At 64.0% G+C, this 16,562-nt stretch carries 15 protein-coding genes and 2 pseudogenes; 11 read left to right on the forward strand and 6 right to left on the reverse strand.

The window, feature by feature from the left end:
* The first annotated feature begins 177 nt into the window (after positions 1-177).
* From moaE to BN1127_RS17365, 5 genes are all read left to right on the forward strand, one after another.
* Positions 178-663, forward strand: a complete 486-nt coding sequence (gene moaE / locus BN1127_RS17345; protein ID WP_005325506.1) for a molybdopterin synthase catalytic subunit MoaE — start codon at positions 178-180, stop codon at positions 661-663.
* Between the two features lie 84 nt (positions 664-747).
* Positions 748-1,476: a molybdate ABC transporter substrate-binding protein gene (gene modA, locus BN1127_RS17350; protein WP_005325505.1), complete on the forward strand. Its 729-nt coding sequence runs from the start codon at positions 748-750 to the stop codon at positions 1,474-1,476.
* Positions 1,477-1,585: 109 nt separating this feature from the next.
* Entirely contained in the window at positions 1,586-2,266 is a 681-nt protein-coding gene (gene modB, locus BN1127_RS17355; RefSeq protein WP_042650265.1) for a molybdate ABC transporter permease subunit, read from the forward strand.
* On the forward strand, positions 2,263-3,318 hold the full coding sequence (gene modC / locus BN1127_RS17360) for a molybdenum ABC transporter ATP-binding protein (protein WP_005325503.1): 1,056 nt from the start codon (positions 2,263-2,265) through the stop codon (positions 3,316-3,318). The genes modB and modC overlap by 4 nt, the downstream gene beginning before the upstream one ends.
* A 70-nt stretch (positions 3,319-3,388) precedes the next feature.
* Complete coding sequence (locus BN1127_RS17365; protein WP_041206121.1) at positions 3,389-4,168, forward strand: alpha/beta fold hydrolase; 780 nt, start codon at positions 3,389-3,391, stop codon at positions 4,166-4,168.
* A 65-nt stretch (positions 4,169-4,233) separates the two neighbouring features.
* On the opposite strand, the gene moeB is transcribed toward BN1127_RS17365, so the two are convergent.
* Entirely contained in the window at positions 4,234-4,989 is a 756-nt protein-coding gene (gene moeB, locus BN1127_RS17370) for a molybdopterin-synthase adenylyltransferase MoeB (protein ID WP_005325501.1), read from the reverse strand.
* Positions 4,986-6,212: a molybdopterin molybdotransferase MoeA gene (gene moeA, locus BN1127_RS17375; RefSeq protein ID WP_041207032.1), complete on the reverse strand. Its 1,227-nt coding sequence runs from the start codon at positions 6,210-6,212 to the stop codon at positions 4,986-4,988. The genes moeB and moeA overlap by 4 nt, the downstream gene beginning before the upstream one ends.
* Before the next feature lie 358 nt (positions 6,213-6,570).
* Here moeA and folE point away from each other — a divergent pair, with 358 nt between their 5' ends.
* Both folE and BN1127_RS17385 read left to right on the forward strand, forming a co-directional pair.
* Positions 6,571-7,227, forward strand: a complete 657-nt coding sequence (folE, locus tag BN1127_RS17380) for a GTP cyclohydrolase I FolE (protein WP_005325498.1) — start codon at positions 6,571-6,573, stop codon at positions 7,225-7,227.
* A gap of 269 nt (positions 7,228-7,496) precedes the next feature.
* Complete coding sequence (locus BN1127_RS17385) at positions 7,497-9,146, forward strand: methyl-accepting chemotaxis protein (RefSeq protein WP_005325496.1); 1,650 nt, start codon at positions 7,497-7,499, stop codon at positions 9,144-9,146.
* A 72-nt stretch (positions 9,147-9,218) separates the two neighbouring features.
* Here the strand turns inward: BN1127_RS17385 and BN1127_RS17390 are convergent, their stop codons facing one another.
* The gene (locus BN1127_RS17390) at positions 9,219-10,949 is read right to left on the reverse strand and encodes a formate--tetrahydrofolate ligase (RefSeq protein WP_041206120.1); all 1,731 of its coding nucleotides are present in this window, start codon (positions 10,947-10,949) and stop codon (positions 9,219-9,221) included.
* Positions 10,950-11,015: 66 nt separating this feature from the next.
* Between BN1127_RS17390 and BN1127_RS17395 the strand changes: the two genes are divergently transcribed.
* A complete protein-coding gene (locus tag BN1127_RS17395; protein ID WP_005325492.1) occupies positions 11,016-11,429 on the forward strand; it encodes a hypothetical protein in 414 nt (137 codons plus the stop codon).
* Between the two features lies 1 nt (position 11,430).
* Here BN1127_RS17395 and BN1127_RS17400 read toward each other — a convergent pair.
* The 3 genes and pseudogenes from BN1127_RS17400 to BN1127_RS17415 form a co-directional block, all read right to left on the reverse strand.
* Positions 11,431-11,733 (reverse strand): annotated as a pseudogene (locus BN1127_RS17400) (LysR substrate-binding domain-containing protein); the annotation flags it as partial.
* Between the two features lie 27 nt (positions 11,734-11,760).
* Positions 11,761-13,190 (reverse strand): IS66-like element ISAeme23 family transposase gene (locus tag BN1127_RS17405; protein WP_103244595.1). Its coding sequence is split into 2 segments (ribosomal slippage): positions 11,761-13,004 and positions 13,004-13,190, totalling 1,431 coding nucleotides; the frame shifts between segments, so codons are not numbered across the junction.
* Between the two features lie 96 nt (positions 13,191-13,286).
* Positions 13,287-13,898 (reverse strand): annotated as a pseudogene (locus BN1127_RS17415) (LysR family transcriptional regulator); the annotation flags it as partial.
* A 110-nt stretch (positions 13,899-14,008) separates the two neighbouring features.
* Between BN1127_RS17415 and BN1127_RS17420 the strand changes: the two are divergent.
* From BN1127_RS17420 to BN1127_RS17430, 3 genes are all read left to right on the forward strand, one after another.
* Positions 14,009-14,569, forward strand: coding sequence for a YceI family protein (locus BN1127_RS17420; protein ID WP_005325488.1), 561 nt, complete (start codon positions 14,009-14,011; stop codon positions 14,567-14,569).
* Positions 14,569-15,291: a hypothetical protein gene (locus tag BN1127_RS17425; protein WP_042650267.1), complete on the forward strand. Its 723-nt coding sequence runs from the start codon at positions 14,569-14,571 to the stop codon at positions 15,289-15,291. Before BN1127_RS17420 ends, BN1127_RS17425 begins: the two co-directional genes overlap by 1 nt.
* Positions 15,292-15,476: 185 nt before the next feature.
* On the forward strand, positions 15,477-16,562 hold a 1,086-nt coding region (locus BN1127_RS17430), incomplete at its 3' end, for an adenosylhomocysteinase (RefSeq protein ID WP_042650268.1).

Consider the following 16,562-nt stretch of genomic DNA (forward strand, 5'->3'; position numbering starts at 1 on the left):
GGATCGCACAACGGCGCTGTGGGACTGGCACGAAGCCGCCTTCTTCCCTCTCCTTCCAGTAACGACCGGAGGCTGAGAATGAGCGAGATAACGACCGTGGATCGCACAACGGCGCTGTGGGACTGGCATGAGGCCGCCTTCTTCCCTCTCCTTCCAGTAACGACCGGAGGCTGAATCATGTCCCAAGCAACAACGACCCCCACCGATCGCATCCTGGTGCAGCGGGCCGACTTCTCGCTTGGTGAGGAGTATGAGCGCCTCGCCACCCGTCATGACAGCGGCGCCATCGTCACCTTCGTCGGCAAGGTGCGTGACTTCAATCAGGGGGATGCGGTGAAAGGACTCTCCCTCGAGCACTACCCCGGCATGACCGAGAAGGCCCTTGTCGATATCGTCAACCAGGCACGGGCCCGCTGGCCGCTGCAGGAGTGCACCCTGATCCACCGCATCGGCGATCTGTTGCTCGGCGATCAGATCGTGCTGGTGGCGGTGAGCAGTGCCCATCGCGAGGCTGCCTTCGAGGCCTGCCACTTCATCATGGATTTTTTGAAGACCCGGGCGCCGTTCTGGAAAAAAGAGCTGACCGCCGAAGGGATTCAACGCTGGGTCGAGGCCAAGCAGAGCGATGATGCTGCCGCCGCTCGCTGGCGGCAAGACCCCTAGCCAGCCCGGTTCGATGATTGGTAAGTGCCCACGGGCGCCTGCCACCCCCTGCTCGGACTACGCCGAGCCTCAAGGAGACAGGGAATGAAGAAACAGTTGTCCGTGGTGTTGCTTGGCCTCGTCGCCGGCGCTTTGTACAGCGGGGCCGCGCAGGCCGATGAGGTCAAGGTGGCCGTGGCCGCCAACTTCAAGGGGACCATGGAGCGCATTGGCAAGGCGTTCACCGCCAAGACAGGTCACCGCGTCGTCATCAGCTCGGCGGCCACCGGGGTGCTCTACACCCAGATCACCCACGGTGCCCCCTTCGATATCTTCCTCTCCGCCGACGTGGCCACCCCTCAAAAACTGGAGGCGGAAGGCAAGGGGAGCGATCGCTTCACCTACGCCATCGGCCAGCTCGGTCTATGGAAGAAGGGGGGGCCGGCTCCCGACGAGACGACCTTGCGCAGCTGGAAAGGCAACCTCGCCATCGCCAACCCGAAAACAGCCCCCTATGGCACCGCCGCCATGGCAACCCTGGCCCGTCTCAAAATAGATCCCAAGCAATACAGAGTGCTGACCGGTACCAACATCAGCCAGACCTGGCAGTTCGTGGACACCGGCAACGCCGAGCTGGGCTTCGTCGCCTGGGCGAACCTGGTGGAAGCGGGCAAGACCGGCGAAGCCTGGGCGGTGCCGGCCAGCTTCTACCCCCCCATCGAGCAGCAGGGACTGATCCTGAAGAAAGGCGCCGCGGTAGAGGCGCTGGTCGCCTGGCTCAAGGGCCCGGGCCAGGAACAGATCAAGGCTGCGGGCTATGCCCTGCCGCAGTGATGGCATGAATGCCAATCTCCCATGACCACTGGCCGGCCTCAGGGCCTGCCACGCCTTGCAATGAGGATGCATAACATGTTGCTGCTCGCACCAGGGAGGGATATGCCCCATGAGTGAAGGGGATCTGCAGGCGGTCTGGCTTACCCTGAAGCTGGCGGCCAGCACCACCGCCATCCTGCTGCTACTGTCGCCGCCGCTCGCCTGGTGGTTGTCCCGCAGCCAGCATAGGTTGCGGCCGCTGGTGGAGGCCCTGGTGGCGTTGCCCCTGGTGCTGCCGCCGACCGTGCTCGGCTTCTATCTGCTGCTCGCCTTCTCGCCGGAATATGGCCTCGGCGCCTGGTGGCGTGAGACCTTCGGGACACCGCTTGCCTTCAGCTTCCTCGGTCTGCTGTTTGCCTCCATCCTCTATTCGCTCCCCTTCGTGGTGCAGCCGCTCACCTCCGCCTTCGTCAACATGGGCAACAAGGAGATCGAAGCCGCCGCCACCCTGGGGCTCGGGCCCCTCGAGCGCTTCTTTCAGATCATCTTGCCGATGACGCTGCCGAGCTTCGTGATGGCGGCGGCGCTCGGGTTTGCCCACACCCTGGGGGAGTTTGGCGTGGTGCTGATAATAGGGGGCAACATCCCGGGAGAGACCCAGGTGCTCTCCATCGCCCTGTTTGATCACGTGGAAGCCATGGATTATCAGCACGCCCACTACCTGGCGGGTGGCCTGATGGGCTTCTCCCTGGTGATGCTGGTGCTGGTCTATGGCGTCTTGCAGCGCCGGCAGCGGAGGTTATTCGGATGAGCCTGCACCTCAAGGCCTGGCGCCGGTTTGGCGGCTTCGAACTCGACTGCGATCTGACACTCCCCCTTGGTGGCATTCTCGGCCTCTTTGGCCCTTCCGGCTGTGGCAAGAGTACCCTGCTGCGCATCATCGCCGGGCTGGATCGTGCCCCCTCGGACGTCCTGCACTGGCAGGGGCGGGATCTGGCGGCCCTGCTGCCGGAGGCGCGCCGCATCGGGCTGGTGTTCCAGGATTCCCGCCTCTTTCCCCACATGACGGTATTGGGCAATTTGCAGCTGGCGGCGGGCAAGGGGCGAGGGCGCTGGCAGCACGAGGCGCTGGCGATGCGGCTCGGCTTTGCCGATCTGCTGGGGCAGCCCGCCCACGGGCTTTCCGGTGGCCAGCGTCAGCGGGTGGCCCTGGGGCGGGCCCTGCTGGCAGAGCCGGATCTGCTGCTGCTGGATGAACCCTTCTCGGCGCTGGACAGCCGCAGCCGCATCCATCAGGCCCACGTGCTCAAGGGGTTGCAGCGTGAAAGCGGCATCCCCATGATCTTCGTGAGCCACGCCATGGAGGAGGTGAGCCTGCTGTGCGATCAGCTGGTGTTGCAGGAGGGGGGCCGGGTGGAGGCGCAGGGGCGGCCGAGCGAGATCTTCGCCCGCACCGACCTCTCCTTGGCCAGTCGCGACGATGCCGGTGTCATGCTGACGGCGACTCTGGCTCACTATGACGACGCTGAGCAGATGGCGACCCTGCAACTCGGGGATCAGACCCTGATGGTCACCATGGAGCATGCCCCCGACGAGACAGGGGAGCTGCAGATCAAGGTGGCGGGGCGGGATCTGGTGATCGCCACCGCCCCCATAGTGCACTCCAGCCTCTCCAACTGCCTCGAGACCCGACTGCTGGAGGCGCGGGAGGTGAGGCCGGGGCAAACCCTGTTGCAGTTGGCGCTGGGGCAGCAGATACTGCTGGCCCGGATCACCAGCCGCTCCGCGCAGCGGCTGGCGCTGGTGCCGGGGCAGCGCCTCTACGCCTACATCAAGGCGGTGAGCCTGGTGGGAGAGGGCTGAGGGGCGTGTCGCCACAGCATGGGCAGCAAGGTCGTCGGTGGCCGCTATCGGGTCGAGAGGGAGAGCACGGGTGCGTCGCAACCAGGTAATGAAATCCCATGGATTGGCCTTGCGCAGCGCGGGGGAGGGCCCCTTGCTGCTCTTGCTGCACGGCCTTGGCTCCTCCAGCCTCGACTGGCAGGCCCAGATCGAGCACTTCTCCCAGCACTACCGGGTGGTGGCGCTGGATCTGCGCGGCCACGGCCAGAGCATGCAGGAGGGGCCCTTCGATGTGCCCACCCTGGCGGCGGACGTGGCCCGCTGGCTAGAAGAGCAGCCGGAACCCGCCTGGGTGGTGGGGCTGTCGCTCGGGGCCATGGTGGCGCTCGAGCTGGCGCTGCGACTGCCTCACAAGGTGCGGGGGCTGGTGCTGGTCAACGGCTTCAGCGAATTTCTGCTGGAGACGCCGAGGGAGCAGGAGCGCCATGCCATGCGCCTCAAGTGGCTGCGCTGGTTTGGCATGCGACCGCTCGCCTGGTGGCTGGGGCGCGAACTCTTCCCCGGCCCCGAGCTCGCCCAGGTGCGCCACACCTTCCGGCTGCGCTTCGTGCGCAGCAACAAGAAAAAGACCTACAAGGCGCTGCTGGAAGCGCTGCCCGGTTGGTCGGTGCGCGCCCGGCTCGGCAGCCTCTGGCAGCCGGTGGCCATCATCTCCACCAGTCACGACTACCTGCCCCTCGCCAAACGGGTGGAGCAGTTCGCCTCCCTGCCCAATGCCAGCATCCACACCCCAGAGGGCCATCACGCCTGGCCCGCAGAAGATCCCGCCGGGTTCAACCATCTGCTGCAACGGATCCTGGCGACTCACTGAGTCTGTGCGGACATAAAAATGCCGACCCCCTGGGTTCGGCATTTTTGTTGATGGTTTTTTGCCGCTCAGGGCTGGGAGCAGACCGGGCAGTCCGGGCGCTTGGGGAGCTTCAGCTCGCGAAAGCGGCTACTGAGGCCGTCGATCATCAGCAGGCGGCCGTGATGGCTCTTGCCCATGCCGGCCAGCAGCTTGATGGCTTCGAGGGCCTGCAGGCTGCCCACCAGGCCCACCACGGGGGCCAGCACTCCGGCCTCGACGCAGGTCAGCGCCTGCTCGCCAAACAGGGCGCTGAGGCAGGCGTAGCAGGGCTCGTCCTCCTGCCAGGTGAAGCTGCACAGCTGCCCCTCCAGCCGGATGGCGGCGCCGCTGACCAGGGGCACCCTGTGCTGGCGGGCACGCTGGTTGAGCAGGTTGCGGATGGTGACGTTGTCGGTGCAGTCGAGCACCAGCTGGTGGCCGGGCAGCAGGGCATCGAGCAGCGCCTCGTCGGCGAGGAGGGCGTGGGTTTCCACCTCTAGCCAGGGATTGAGGGCGCGCAGGGACTGGGCGGCGGAGTCCACCTTGTACATGCCGATGCGCTCGTCGCTGTGCAGCACCTGGCGCTGAAGGTTGGAGAGCTCCACCCGGTCAAAATCCACCAGGGTGAGCCGGCCGACCCCGGCCACCGCCAGGTACTGGCTGGCGGCGCAGCCCAGTCCCCCGGCGCCGATCACCAGCACCCGGGCCTGCTTGAGCGCCTCCTGCCCCTCGAAATCGAAAGATTTAAGAATGATCTGACGGTTGTAGCGCAGCAGCTCGGCGTCGCTCAGGATCTCGCTCACAGCAGCAGTCCCGAGAAGGGCTCGACGGTCACCGTCTCACCGGCGGCCACCTTGCCGCGTTCCTGCTCAAGCACTATGTAGCAGTTGGCCCGGGACAAGGAGCTGAACACCCCGGAGTCCTGGGAGCCGGTGCTGCGTACCTCGAGGCCGTTCGGGCCCTGGCTCAGCATGCCGCGTTGGAAGTCCAGTCGCCCCGGCGCCTTCTTGAGGGGCTCGGTCGCGATGGCCTGCAGCGGCAGTGGGCGCGCGAAGTGGTGGCCGGCCAGCCTGGCCAGCGCCGGCTGCACCAACTGATCGAAGGTAACCATGGCGGAGACGGGGTTGCCCGGCAGGCCGAAGAACCAGACGTTTGGCAGGCGACCGAAGGCAAAGGGCTTGCCCGGCTTGATGGCGAGCTTCCAGAAGCCGATTTCGCCAAGCTCCTCCAGCAACTGCTTGGTGAAGTCCGCCTCGCCGACCGAGACGCCCCCCGTGGTGATGAGAGCATCAGCCTCGCGGTCGGCCTGAATAAAGGCGGCGCGCAGGGCGGCAGGATCGTCGGGGATGATGCCCAGATCCAGGCACGCTATGCCCATGCGGGTCAGCATGGCCTTGACCCCGTAACGGTTGGAGTCATAGATGTCGCCATGGGCGAGCGGGGTGCCCAGGGGTTTGAGCTCGTCACCTGTGCTGAAGATGGCGACCTTGAGCGGGCGGCGTACCGTCACGGTGGCGATGCCCAAGGAGGCCAGCAGCGGCAACTCCCGGGGGCTGAGGCGCAGGCCGCTCGCCAGCACCCGGGATCCTTGCGCCATGTCCTCGCCGCGGCGGCGGATGTTCTGGCCAAGGAAGGGCGTCGTCAGAAAAGTGATCCCGTTGCCGCCCTCCTGCGTTTCTTCCTGCATGACGACCGCCTCCGTGCCCGCCGGCACAGGGGCGCCGGTCATGATGCGGATGCAGTGACCGGCCGGCCATTCGCCCTCATAGGGCTGGCCTGCGAAGGCCTTGCCCGCCACGGGGAGCGGGGCGCCGGCGGCGAGATCGGCCAGACGCACGGCGTAACCGTCCATGGCGGCGTTGTCGAAGGGGGGCACCGACAGGGGGGAACTGATCTCCTCGGCCAGTATCCGATCCAGCGCCTGGGGCAGCGGCAACTGCTCCGTCTCGCAGCAGCAGGTGAGTTGTTCCAGCATCCCTTGCAGGGCCTTGTCCAAGGGGAGGAGTGCACCGGTATCGAATCCCATCATCATGACCTCTGTGGTGTATAGGGGGCGGATTATCCCAAAAATCCGCCCGGATGGGCAGGCGGATCGTGCAGGAATGCGGGGGAATACGGCTTTTGCTGTGATGACAGCGGCGGCCCTTTCCTTGAGTTACCACCTTGTGGGTGGCATGGAAGGGACGCCTGCATGCCAAGTGCCGGACTGTCTGCCAGGCGCCCCCGAACGGGGAAGGGGCCGCAGGGTAAAACCGGGTGGTTTGGCATAAAGTCAGGTGTTGGGCTTGAGTTAGTCTGAATTATGACAATAATCGCCCTGTAAGATTGCGCCACGACACCATGTCGATGGCCAGCACAGTCCCTGAGCGTGGGAGAGAAACAAGATGACGAGCTTAAGCCAGGAAGCCCTGTTGGTCAGGGCTGCGCTCGAGGCCCAGGGCCTCGAGACACCTCTGGTGGCCAATGAATTGAACGGCCAGCAGAAGAAGGAAAAAATCGAAGGCCACATGCGCGCCATCATGGAGACGCTGGGGCTGGATCTGGCCGACGACAGTCTGGCCGAAACGCCGCACCGCATCGCCAAGATGTACGTGAACGAGATCTTCTCCGGCCTCGATTACGCCACCTTCCCCAAGGTGACAGTGATCGAGAACAAGATGAAGGTGGACGAGATGATCATGGTGCGGGACATCAGCCTCACCAGCACCTGCGAGCACCACTTCGTCACCATCGACGGGCTGGCCCACGTGGCCTATATCCCCCGTGGCAAGGTGATCGGGCTGTCGAAGATCAACCGCATAGTGCAGTTCTTCGCCCGCCGTCCCCAGGTGCAGGAGCGGCTCACCCAGCAGATCCTGCTGGCGTTGCAGACCCTGCTCGGCACCAAGGACGTGGCCATCAGCATCAAGGCGACCCACTTCTGCGTGAAGGCGCGCGGCGTGATGGATTCGACCTCCTACACCACCACCACCTCCCTCGGTGGGGTCTTCAAGACCCAGCCAGACACCCGTGCCGAGTTTCTCGGTGGCTTGAAAGGCTAGTCACCCAGGGGCATGTCGCGCCGACATGCCCCGACTTCTTCCCTCCGTCTGCCCCGGTTTTTTTCTGAAAAAATCCTAAAGTGATGCCCGCGCTGGCCGATACAGCTCTCCGTGCCGCGGGATGGCCTGTTTGACACCCGTTTGGCCCTATCTTTCGTGCCGATACGGATGAGATTTGAATGACTGCTATGGATGGCAGCTAGCGTGCTCGTGCCTCGAGGGGCCGGCGCCGACGAATGCCACTTGATGACCCATATGCAGGACATGCCATGAACACCATGACGATAGGCAAGAAACTCTCCGCCGGCTTTGCCGTACTCGGCCTGATGATGGCCTTTATAGGCGGCTTTTCTCTGCTTGAATTCAGCACCATGAACCGGGCTGCCATCGGTTTTACCGACAGTATCCTGCCCGCCGTGGTGCGTACCAGCACCCTGGGCGAGACCATCAATGCGGTGCGCCGTTATGAGCTGGATGTTTTTCTGGTGGCGGACGATCCCCAGCAGCAGGCCCATTACCGCAATGAGAGCGAGAAGAGCCTGCAGGAGGCCGCGCGCCAGATAACGGCCCACGATGGCACCATCTGGGCGGAGGATCTGGAGGAGCGCCGTACCTTCGACATCGTGAAGGCAGATTGGGAGAAATACCTCGGCCTGCACCAGCGCATCCGGCAGATGCAGGACTCAGGGCAGATGGCCGAGGCTCAGCACCTCTTCATGGGGGAGGGGGTCACCCTCTACACCAACCTGGCCAAGTCGGTGGGCGACCTGGTGCGCATCAACCATGGCTATGCCGATGCCTCCCGCAAGGTGGTGGTGGCGGCCTATGATTCCGCCAAACTGAGCGTCACCCTGTCCCTGTTGGTCGGTCTGGTGCTGGTGGTCTGCCTCTCCGTGGTGCTGACCCGCCAGATCCGCGACCCGCTCATCATGCTGGCCCGTCAGGCTCAGCGCATCGCGAGCGGCGATCTCGGCAAGAGTGAGCTGCAGGAGTGGATCCGCACCAGCCGCTTCAACCGCGACGAGCTGGGTCAGCTTGGCTCTGCCATCGACCGGATGCAGGGGGCGTTGGCGAGCCTGGTGAGCGAGATCGCGGGCTCGGTGAGCCAGCTCAGCAGCGCGGTGGAGGAGGTGAGCGCCATCTCCGAACAGTCCGCCAAGGGCATGGCCAGCCAGCAGAGCGAGGTCTCCCAGGTGGCCACCGCCATGAACGAGATGCAGTCCACCGTGAATGAGGTGGCCCGCAATACCACGGATGCCATGAGCGCGGCCAAGGAGGCCTCCCGCACCTCGACCCAGGGCAATCAGGTGGTGCGCAGCGCCATCGGTAGCATAGAGCAGGTCTCGCAGCAGATAGAGCAGGCGGGCACTGTGGTGTCGCAGCTGGAAGCGGACAGCGCCAGCATCAGCATGGTGCTGGATGTCATTCGCGGCATCGCGGAGCAGACCAACCTGCTGGCACTCAACGCGGCCATCGAGGCGGCCCGGGCCGGCGAGCAGGGGCGTGGTTTTGCGGTCGTCGCGGACGAAGTGCGTTCCCTGGCCCAGCGTACCCAGGCCTCCACCGCCGAGATAAGCAAGATGATAGCGCTGTTGCAGGAGCGCACCGCCGAAGCGGGCAACGCCATGCAACTGAGCCGTCAGCAGATGCAGGAGAGCGTCGGGCTGGCACGGGAGGCGGGGGGTAGCATCGACAGCATCAATGGCGCCGTCACCCAGATCAGCGACATGAACACCCTGATCGCCACCGCCACCGAAGAGCAGAACGCGGTGACCGAGGAGCTCAACCGCAGCATAGTGAACATCCACAATGCCGCCGACGAGAACGCCCAGGGGGCGCAGCAGACCGCCCAGGCCTGTGTCGAGCTGAGCAAGCTGGCCAACAGCCTGCACCAGATGACCCAGCGCTTCACCCTCTGAGCCTTGACCCACGGATAACAGAAGGCCCCGCCAATCGGCGGGGCCTTGTTGTTTCTGGCGTTGTGGAAGGGCTCAGCTCAGGCCGACTATCTCGCCGTTCTCATCGATATCGATATGGCGGTAGGCAGGCAGACTGCCCAGCCCCGGCATGGTCATGATGGGGCCCGCCAGGGCATAGACGAAACCGGCGCCAGCGCAGAGCCTCACCTCGTCGATGGGGACTTCAAAATCCGTCGGTACTCCCTTGAGGGTGGGATCATGGCTGATGGAGAGCGGCGTCTTGGCCACGCAGATGGGCAGGTGATCCCAGCCCTCGGCCGAGAGCCGGACCAGCTGCTGGCGCGCCTTGTCCGAGAGCCGCACTCCGCGTCCGCCATAGCCGCACTCCACCAGGGTGGCAAGCTTGGCCGCGAGGCTCATTTCGTTTGGGTAGAGCAGCTTGACCTGGCTCGGCTGCTCGCAGGCAGCGACCACGGCCCGGGCCAGCTCGCTGGCGCCCTTGCCCCCGTCGGTGAAGGCGTGGGAGATGGCGGCGTCACAGGCACCGGCCGCCAGCGCCTCGCGGGCCAGCAGATCCAGCTCGGCCTGGCTGTCGGTGGGGAAGCGGTTGATGGCGACCACCACGGGCACACCGTAACGGCGGGCATTCTGGATATGCCAGGCGAGGTTGGCGCAGCCCTGCTTGAGGGTGGGAAAATCTTCCCCCAAGAGGCTCGCCGGCAGCGGCTGGCCCGGGCGAATGTCCAGCAGTCCGCTGTTGGCCTTGAGGCCGCGCACCGTGGCCACCAGCACCACACAGGCGGGGGTGATGCCGGACTGGCGGCTCTTGATGTTGAAGAACTTCTCCAGCCCCATGTCGGAGCCAAAGCCCGCCTCGGTCACCACATAGTCGGTGAGGCCCAGGGCGATGCGATCGGCGATGACGGAGGAGTTGCCGTGGGCGATGTTGGCGAAGGGCCCTGCGTGCACCAGCACCGGGGTCTGCTCCGTGGTCTGCATCAGGGTCGGCTGCAGGGCGTCTTTGAGCAGCACCGTCATGGCGCCCGCCACCTCCAGCTGCTCGGCGGTGATGGGGTTGCCGCGGTTGTCCAGCGCCAGCTGGATGCGGCCGATGCGGGCGCGCAAGTCTTTCAGATCGCTGGCGAGCGCCAGGATGGCCATCAGCTCGGAGGCGGCGGTGATGACGAAGCGATCGGAGCGCTCCACCCCGTCGGCGGGGCCGCCCTGGCCTAGGGTGAGGTGGCGCAGGGCGCGGTCGTTCATATCCAGAGTGCGCGGCCAGAGGATGTTGGCCGGGTCTATCTCGAGGCGCGAGAGGCCTGTCCTGGCGCTGAACTGCTCGCCCAGTTTCTGCTCGTGGAACAGGCGGGCATCCAGGGCCGCCGCCGCCAGGTTGTGGGCGGCGCTGAGGGCATGAAAGTCCCCGGTGAGGTGCAGGTTCATCTCCTCCATGGGCACCACCTGGGCATGTCCGCCCCCGGCGGCGCCCCCCTTGACCCCGAATACCGGCCCAAGACTCGGCTGGCGTATGGTGGCTATGCTGGGCTGGCCTATGTGATTGAGGCCCATGGAGAGGCCGAGGGTGGTGACCGTCTTGCCCTCGCCAAGGGGGGTGGGGGTGATGGCGCTCACCAGCACCAGCTGACCTGCCCGTCCGGGCCGGGACTTGAGCAGCTCGAGACTGAGTTTGCCCTTGTGGTGGCCCTGGGGGCTGAGCTGGTGGGGTTGGATGGCGAGGCGTTCGGCCAGTGCCTGGATGGAGAGACGGGGGGACTGGCGGGAGATCTCGATATCGCTTAGCATCAGCACCTCGTTGGCATGTCAGGTCAAAGATGCGGCGAAGTATAGAGGAATCAATAAGGTTATCCAATGAGTAATACTATTTTATCCGGCAGTCGTGAGCCCCATCAAAGCCCCATACTGCTGGACCTCAATGCCCTCTACCATCCTCCCAAGCAGCCGCTCACCGCCCTTGGCATCGTCAGCGCCTTGGTCCCGCTGTTCGGCTACGGCTGGCAGGCGATGACCCAGGATCCCGAGACTCACTTTCGCCAGGAGCTCGGCAAGCGCATCAACAAGCGCAAGACGGACGAGGCCAACCTCACGCTGATCCTGCAACTGGCGGCCATGCTCGATTGCCACTGCCTGCACATCACCCTGCCCTATGCGCTTGGCGAGGAGCAGCTTGCCACCCTGGCGCGGCGCCTGCCGCGCTGGCAGCTGACTTTGCGCGATCTGCTGCTGGTGGCCGAGCTGCCACTGCCGGCCGGTCCAGCGCGCTAGTTCACACCTCCCTGTCCCAGTAGTGGGGGGCCAGGTAGCGCTCCTGCACGAACTCGATGAAGCAGCGCACCTTGGCCGAGACGAAACGGCGGTGCGGATAGAGGGCATAGAGCCCCACCTGTCCCTTCTCCCATTCCGGCAACAGGGGCACCAAGGCGCCTGAGCGCAGCGCATCCCCGACGATGAAGGTGGGCTGCAATATGATGCCCTGGTGATCGCAGGCGGCCCGGGTCAGGGCCACCCCGTTGTTGGCGCGAAGGGGCCCTTGCGGGCGCACACTTAGCTGCTCCCCATCCCGTTTGAAGGTAACCGTTCACCGGCCCCGGCTTGACTAAGCCGAGGTCAGGTTGAATACGTCAGGATAGGGCTGGCCTGTCATGACCGCTGTGACGATCCGGCACAGCACTTCGAGTGCCGACAGCTGGCGCTTCTTGCTCGTCTCAATCACCGACAGCACCCGCGAGCGGAACTTGTCTCCCCGGTCTGAACTCGTGCCGAAACAGATCTTCCGCAGGATCACACTGCCGCGAATACACCGCTCCGCCTCGTTGTTGGTCAGCGGTGTCCCTGGATGCTGCAAGAATACCCACAGCCCGGTTTCATACTTGAGAATATGCTGGCAGCGACCGGCATAACGTCGCACGGGAACCTCGGCACCCTTGCACAGTACCGTCTTGATACTGCGCCGTAATCGCTCCATCCGTCTGAGTCTGATCTGTTCACCGATCAGCCCCGACTCGTAACGGTGCTGGGTGCGAAAGACCGTCTTCAACAGCACGACCAGCCGATGTCCTAGGTAGGCTGTCTGACCGCCGCCGCCATAATCCGCCATCTCTTGCAGGTTGCGCTGGACATGCGCCAGGCAGAATTGATGCCGTGTCGGATCCAGCCAGTGGTAACTGGCGCACTGGTCGGTAACCACAACGCCGTGGGGTGCCGAACCCAGCAGATGCTTGGCATTGTCCTGACTGCGGAAGTAACGAATGTTCTGGAACACCGCATCGTTGCTGGCCATCAACCACAACCACCGGGTATTCGACTCGCCATTGCGCTGATGCGTGGTCTCATCGGCATGGATGATCGGCGCCTTCTGAATATGTTGCTTCAGCGCTTGATGGATGGGGGTCAGCATCGAGCTGATACGCCCCTGGGCTTCCGAGATGGCGCCCACCGAAAAGGTCATGCCGTACTGATCGTGCAGCAAACTCTGAATTTTGCGCACACTCAGATGATATTTCCCTGCTAGCACGGCGATATGGCTAAGCAACCGCGGTCCCATTTGGCCGTTGGGTGCCGAATTGGGCAGTTCGCCTTTGCTGAGCGCATCGCAGTGCTGACAGTGGCCGTGGAATACCTGGTATTCGGTGATTTCCAGCGGCAACTTGGGCAGTTCAAACACCTGGTGACGGAAGGATGGCGCGGCATTGGCCACGACCTCTCCGCCACATTCAGCGCAGCAGGATGCCGGTTTGCAAGCAACCACCTGATCGGTGGATTGCAGCAGACTTAGTTCTCGTCGATGCCCCGGGTGTCCAGGTTGAGCGCCAACCTGATTTCGGCCACGAGGCGTCGCAACTTTTTTCGCTCCGCCTTAGCCGCGGGCGAGTCGGAGGATGGTGATTTGGACGAGTTACGAGAAGAGAGAGCCAGACGGTCCTCGTACTCGCGTAGCTTGTTCCATAGCTCCTGGATGATGCGGTTGGCATCATGGAGGTCGTGCGCCTGAGGCGCTGCATTTTCGAAGAGTTTTTTCTTGTTCATGGACTTATGTTGACGGACTGGGAGGATCTATCAACCCCCGAAAGTGGATCAAGAGATGATCGTCATATTTGACTGTCAACGGGGGGCTGGTGAACGGTTACGTTTGAAGACCCAGTCCGGCTGGGTCAGGGTATAGATGAGGCAGTCGTGCTGCTTGAGATCCTCCGGGGTCTTTGGGGTGCCCCTGCGGGCCAGATATTCGGGGCTGGCGCACACCACCAGCTTCATGGTGGCGAGCGGCTTGGCCACCAGGGAGGAGTCCGGCAGGTTGCCGATCCGCAGCGCCAGATCGAATCCCTCCTCCACCAGCGCCACCCGCCGGTCGCTGTACTCTATCTCCAGCTTGAGCTCGGGAAAGCGCTCGCGAAACAGCGGCAGGGCGGGGGAGAGGTGCAGGTAGCCAAAATCCATGGGCACCGAGAGCTTGAGGGTGCCCTGGGGCTGCTGGTTGTTGTGGGTGAGCTGGCTGTGGGTCTCTTCCAGCTCGGCCAGCAGGGCCAGGGAGCGCTGGTAGTAGAACTGGCCCGCCTCTGTGGGGTTGACCTGGCGGGTGGTGCGTGACAGCAGCCGGGTCGACAATGACTCCTCGAGCTGCTGCATCAGCTTGGAGGTCATGGCGACCGAGATGCCGAGCTGATGGGCGGCCTTGGTAAAGCTCTGGCACTCCACCACCTTGATGAAGGTGCGCATGGCGGCTATCTGATCCATATTCCACTCTCGGTTGATAATTATTTTAATAAATCGATGATTATCCATTCCTGCTCGGAGGTTAGCATGTCGGGTATCGATGTGAACCCCCCAATGAAGGAACGATCGGAATGAAAATGACCAAGGCCCTGCTGGCTTCCTGCCTGTTTATGGCGGCTCCCCTGATGGCGGCCGACTACGATGTCGATGCGGCTCACACCACAGTCCAGTTCAAGGTGGGCCACCTCGGCTTCTCCGAGCTGGTCGGCCGGTTCAACACCTTCAGCGGCACCTTCAGCATGGATGATGCCAATCCGACCGCCGCCAAGGCGAGCTTCGAAATCGACGCCGCCAGCGTGGACTCCAACCACGAGGCCCGCGACAAGCACCTGCGCAGTCCCGATTTCCTGGACGTCAAGCAGTACCCCAAGATGACCTTCGTCAGCTCCGGCTATGAAGGCACCAAGGACAAGGGCGTGCTCAAGGGCACCCTGACCCTGCACGGCGTCTCCAAGGGCGTGGCCTTCGACATGGTCCACATCGGCGAAGGCAAGGATCCCTGGGGCGGCTACCGCAGCGGCTTCAACGCCACCACCACCATCAAGCGCAGCGACTTTGGCGTGAACTACATGCTGCCGGGCATTCCGGATGAGATGAGCATCAACCTGTTCGTCGAAGGTGTGCGCAAGTAATGGACGCAGCACTCTTGCTACAAACCCTGGCGGCCCCTTTGGGGGCCGCTTTGCTGTCATGGCGCTGGCCACGGCTGGGTTATCTGTGGGGGGCGCTCGCGCTCTGGCTGGTGGGCTGCCTGCTGGGCGGCGCCTATGGCCTGCCGGTCAAGGCGTGGCAGTGGCTGCCGCTGTGCCTGCTGGTGCCCGCCGTGGCGCTGCAACTGGCAGACAAGGGCATAGCCCTGGCACTGTTCGCCGGGCTCGCTGCCCTGGTGTGGTGGCAGGGGTTGGCCTCGGTGCTCGACATCGAGCCGCGCATCTGGCTGGCCCTCTTGCCCGCCATCGCCTGGTTCGGCTGGACGGGCTGGCGCGGTGACAGCGAGGAGGGGCTGGGCTTTACCTTGGGCTTCATCTGGCTGGCGCTGGTCATTGGCATCGATGGCAGCCTGCTGATCGCCCAGCTGGCGGGCGCCCTGGCCGCCTTCGCCGGTTTCCGTGCCCTGCTCGGTGCCTTTGCGGGCATCAAGGTGGCCCCGGCCGCCCTGGCGCTGGCGCTCGCCTTCGTGCAGATGCTGGCCTGGCAGTACGTGGAAGTGCCGCTGGTGGTGTTGCTGCCGCTTCTGGAGTGGGCCCTGCGCAAACGGCCGGGGTTGTCTCGTTGGGGTCTGCTTATCCTGGTGGGGGTGATTGGTGCTGGTTTGAGTCTGTGGTGGGTGTGGCCAGAGGCATCACTTTATTGATTTCTGCATGAAAAACAGACTATTACCTTATAAATTGATGGGTTAGTCAAAGTCTGTGTAGATAAAGATTGAGCCCCATGGTGCTTTCAGATAAAAAGGATTTTCAATTATCTGGACACACACAGAACCCGGCTATGCCGGGTTCTGTTTGCCTGCTTTCTCGCGGCACGCTAAGGAGGCCACAGTTGCACAGTCAGGGATCTGAGCATCTGTTTTTTCGCCATTTCACCGAGCAGGGACGCCTCGGGGATCTCTGCATCCTGCTGGTGACTCACCTGCTTCCCGACAGGCCCCAGTTCATCCAGGTGCTCGATGGGGTGGGGCGCGTCGGCGCCATCCTGCCCAAACCGAAGTCCGTGCACGGGCCGACCCTTGCCTGGGCCCAGCAGCACTACCCAGTGCTGCCGCTCAATCGCCACTGGACCTCGGATCCCGAGGGCGTCATTGCCCAGATAGCCCCCCTGGTGGAACCCCATGAGCGTCTCATCATCCTGGACATAGGCGGTTACTTCGCCAAGACCCAGGCGATTCTCGCCGAACATTTCGGCGCGCGCTTTCTCGGGGTGGTGGAGATGACCGAAAATGGCCATCAGCGCTACGAGCAGGAGGTGCTGGCCGCTCCCGTCATCTCGGTGGCGCGCAGTCCCCTCAAGCAGGCGGAAGACATCCAGATCGGCCTGAGTGTGGTCTACTCCGCCGAGTCTCTGGCGCGCACCCTGAGGCGCACCTTCAATGTCTGCCAGGCCGCCCTGTTTGGCTATGGCAAGGTGGGGCGCAGCATCGCCCGCGAGCTGCGCTGCCGCAACCTGCACCTGGAGCTGGTGGAGACGGATGCCCTGCGCCAGGTGGAGGCGCTCTCCCACGGCTTCAAGCTGGTGAACAAGGCCGAGGCTCTCGGCCGCGCCGAGCTGGTGATCTGCTGCACCGGCAATGGCTCCCTCGACATCGCCGATTTGCAGGCACTGCGCCCGGGGGCCATGCTGGCGTCTGTCACCTCGGCGGATGACGAGTTCGCGTTCTGCCTCTCCCAGCTGCCCTGGCCGAGCGAGGAGGTGTGCCCCCATGTGCTGGCGCTCACGCGCCCGGATGGCAGCACCATCTTCCTGCTCAATCGCGGCGAGGCGGTGAACTTCGTCCACGGCGCCGTCATCGGCGAGTACGTCTACCTGGTGCTGGCGGAGATCATCGAAGGGGTGCACCAGCTTGCCGGGCAGGCGCCGGCCGCCGGCCTGCTTGAGCTGCCCCAGGCCACCATCTTAAATGCGAAAGGG

Origin of the sequence: Aeromonas media, assembly GCF_000819985.1 — a bacterium.
Lineage (GTDB): Bacteria > Pseudomonadota > Gammaproteobacteria > Enterobacterales > Aeromonadaceae > Aeromonas > Aeromonas media.

Bases quoted from the DNA above. Each gene is read 5' to 3' on its own strand.
- modC (WP_005325503.1), top strand. From the start codon at position 2,263: ATGAGCCTGCACCTCAAGGCCTGGCGCCGGTTTGGCGGCTTCGAACTC.
- BN1127_RS17385 (WP_005325496.1), top strand. From the start codon at position 7,497: ATGAACACCATGACGATAGGCAAGAAACTCTCCGCCGGCTTTGCCGTA.
- moeA (WP_041207032.1), bottom strand. From the start codon at position 6,212: ATGGGATTCGATACCGGTGCACTCCTCCCCTTGGACAAGGCCCTGCAA.
- BN1127_RS17420 (WP_005325488.1), top strand. From the start codon at position 14,009: ATGAAAATGACCAAGGCCCTGCTGGCTTCCTGCCTGTTTATGGCGGCT.
- moaE (WP_005325506.1), top strand. From the start codon at position 178: ATGTCCCAAGCAACAACGACCCCCACCGATCGCATCCTGGTGCAGCGG.
- BN1127_RS17395 (WP_005325492.1), top strand. From the start codon at position 11,016: ATGAGTAATACTATTTTATCCGGCAGTCGTGAGCCCCATCAAAGCCCC.
- modA (WP_005325505.1), top strand. From the start codon at position 748: ATGAAGAAACAGTTGTCCGTGGTGTTGCTTGGCCTCGTCGCCGGCGCT.
- modB (WP_042650265.1), top strand. From the start codon at position 1,586: ATGAGTGAAGGGGATCTGCAGGCGGTCTGGCTTACCCTGAAGCTGGCG.
- BN1127_RS17390 (WP_041206120.1), bottom strand. From the start codon at position 10,949: ATGCTAAGCGATATCGAGATCTCCCGCCAGTCCCCCCGTCTCTCCATC.
- folE (WP_005325498.1), top strand. From the start codon at position 6,571: ATGACGAGCTTAAGCCAGGAAGCCCTGTTGGTCAGGGCTGCGCTCGAG.
- BN1127_RS17425 (WP_042650267.1), top strand. From the start codon at position 14,569: ATGGACGCAGCACTCTTGCTACAAACCCTGGCGGCCCCTTTGGGGGCC.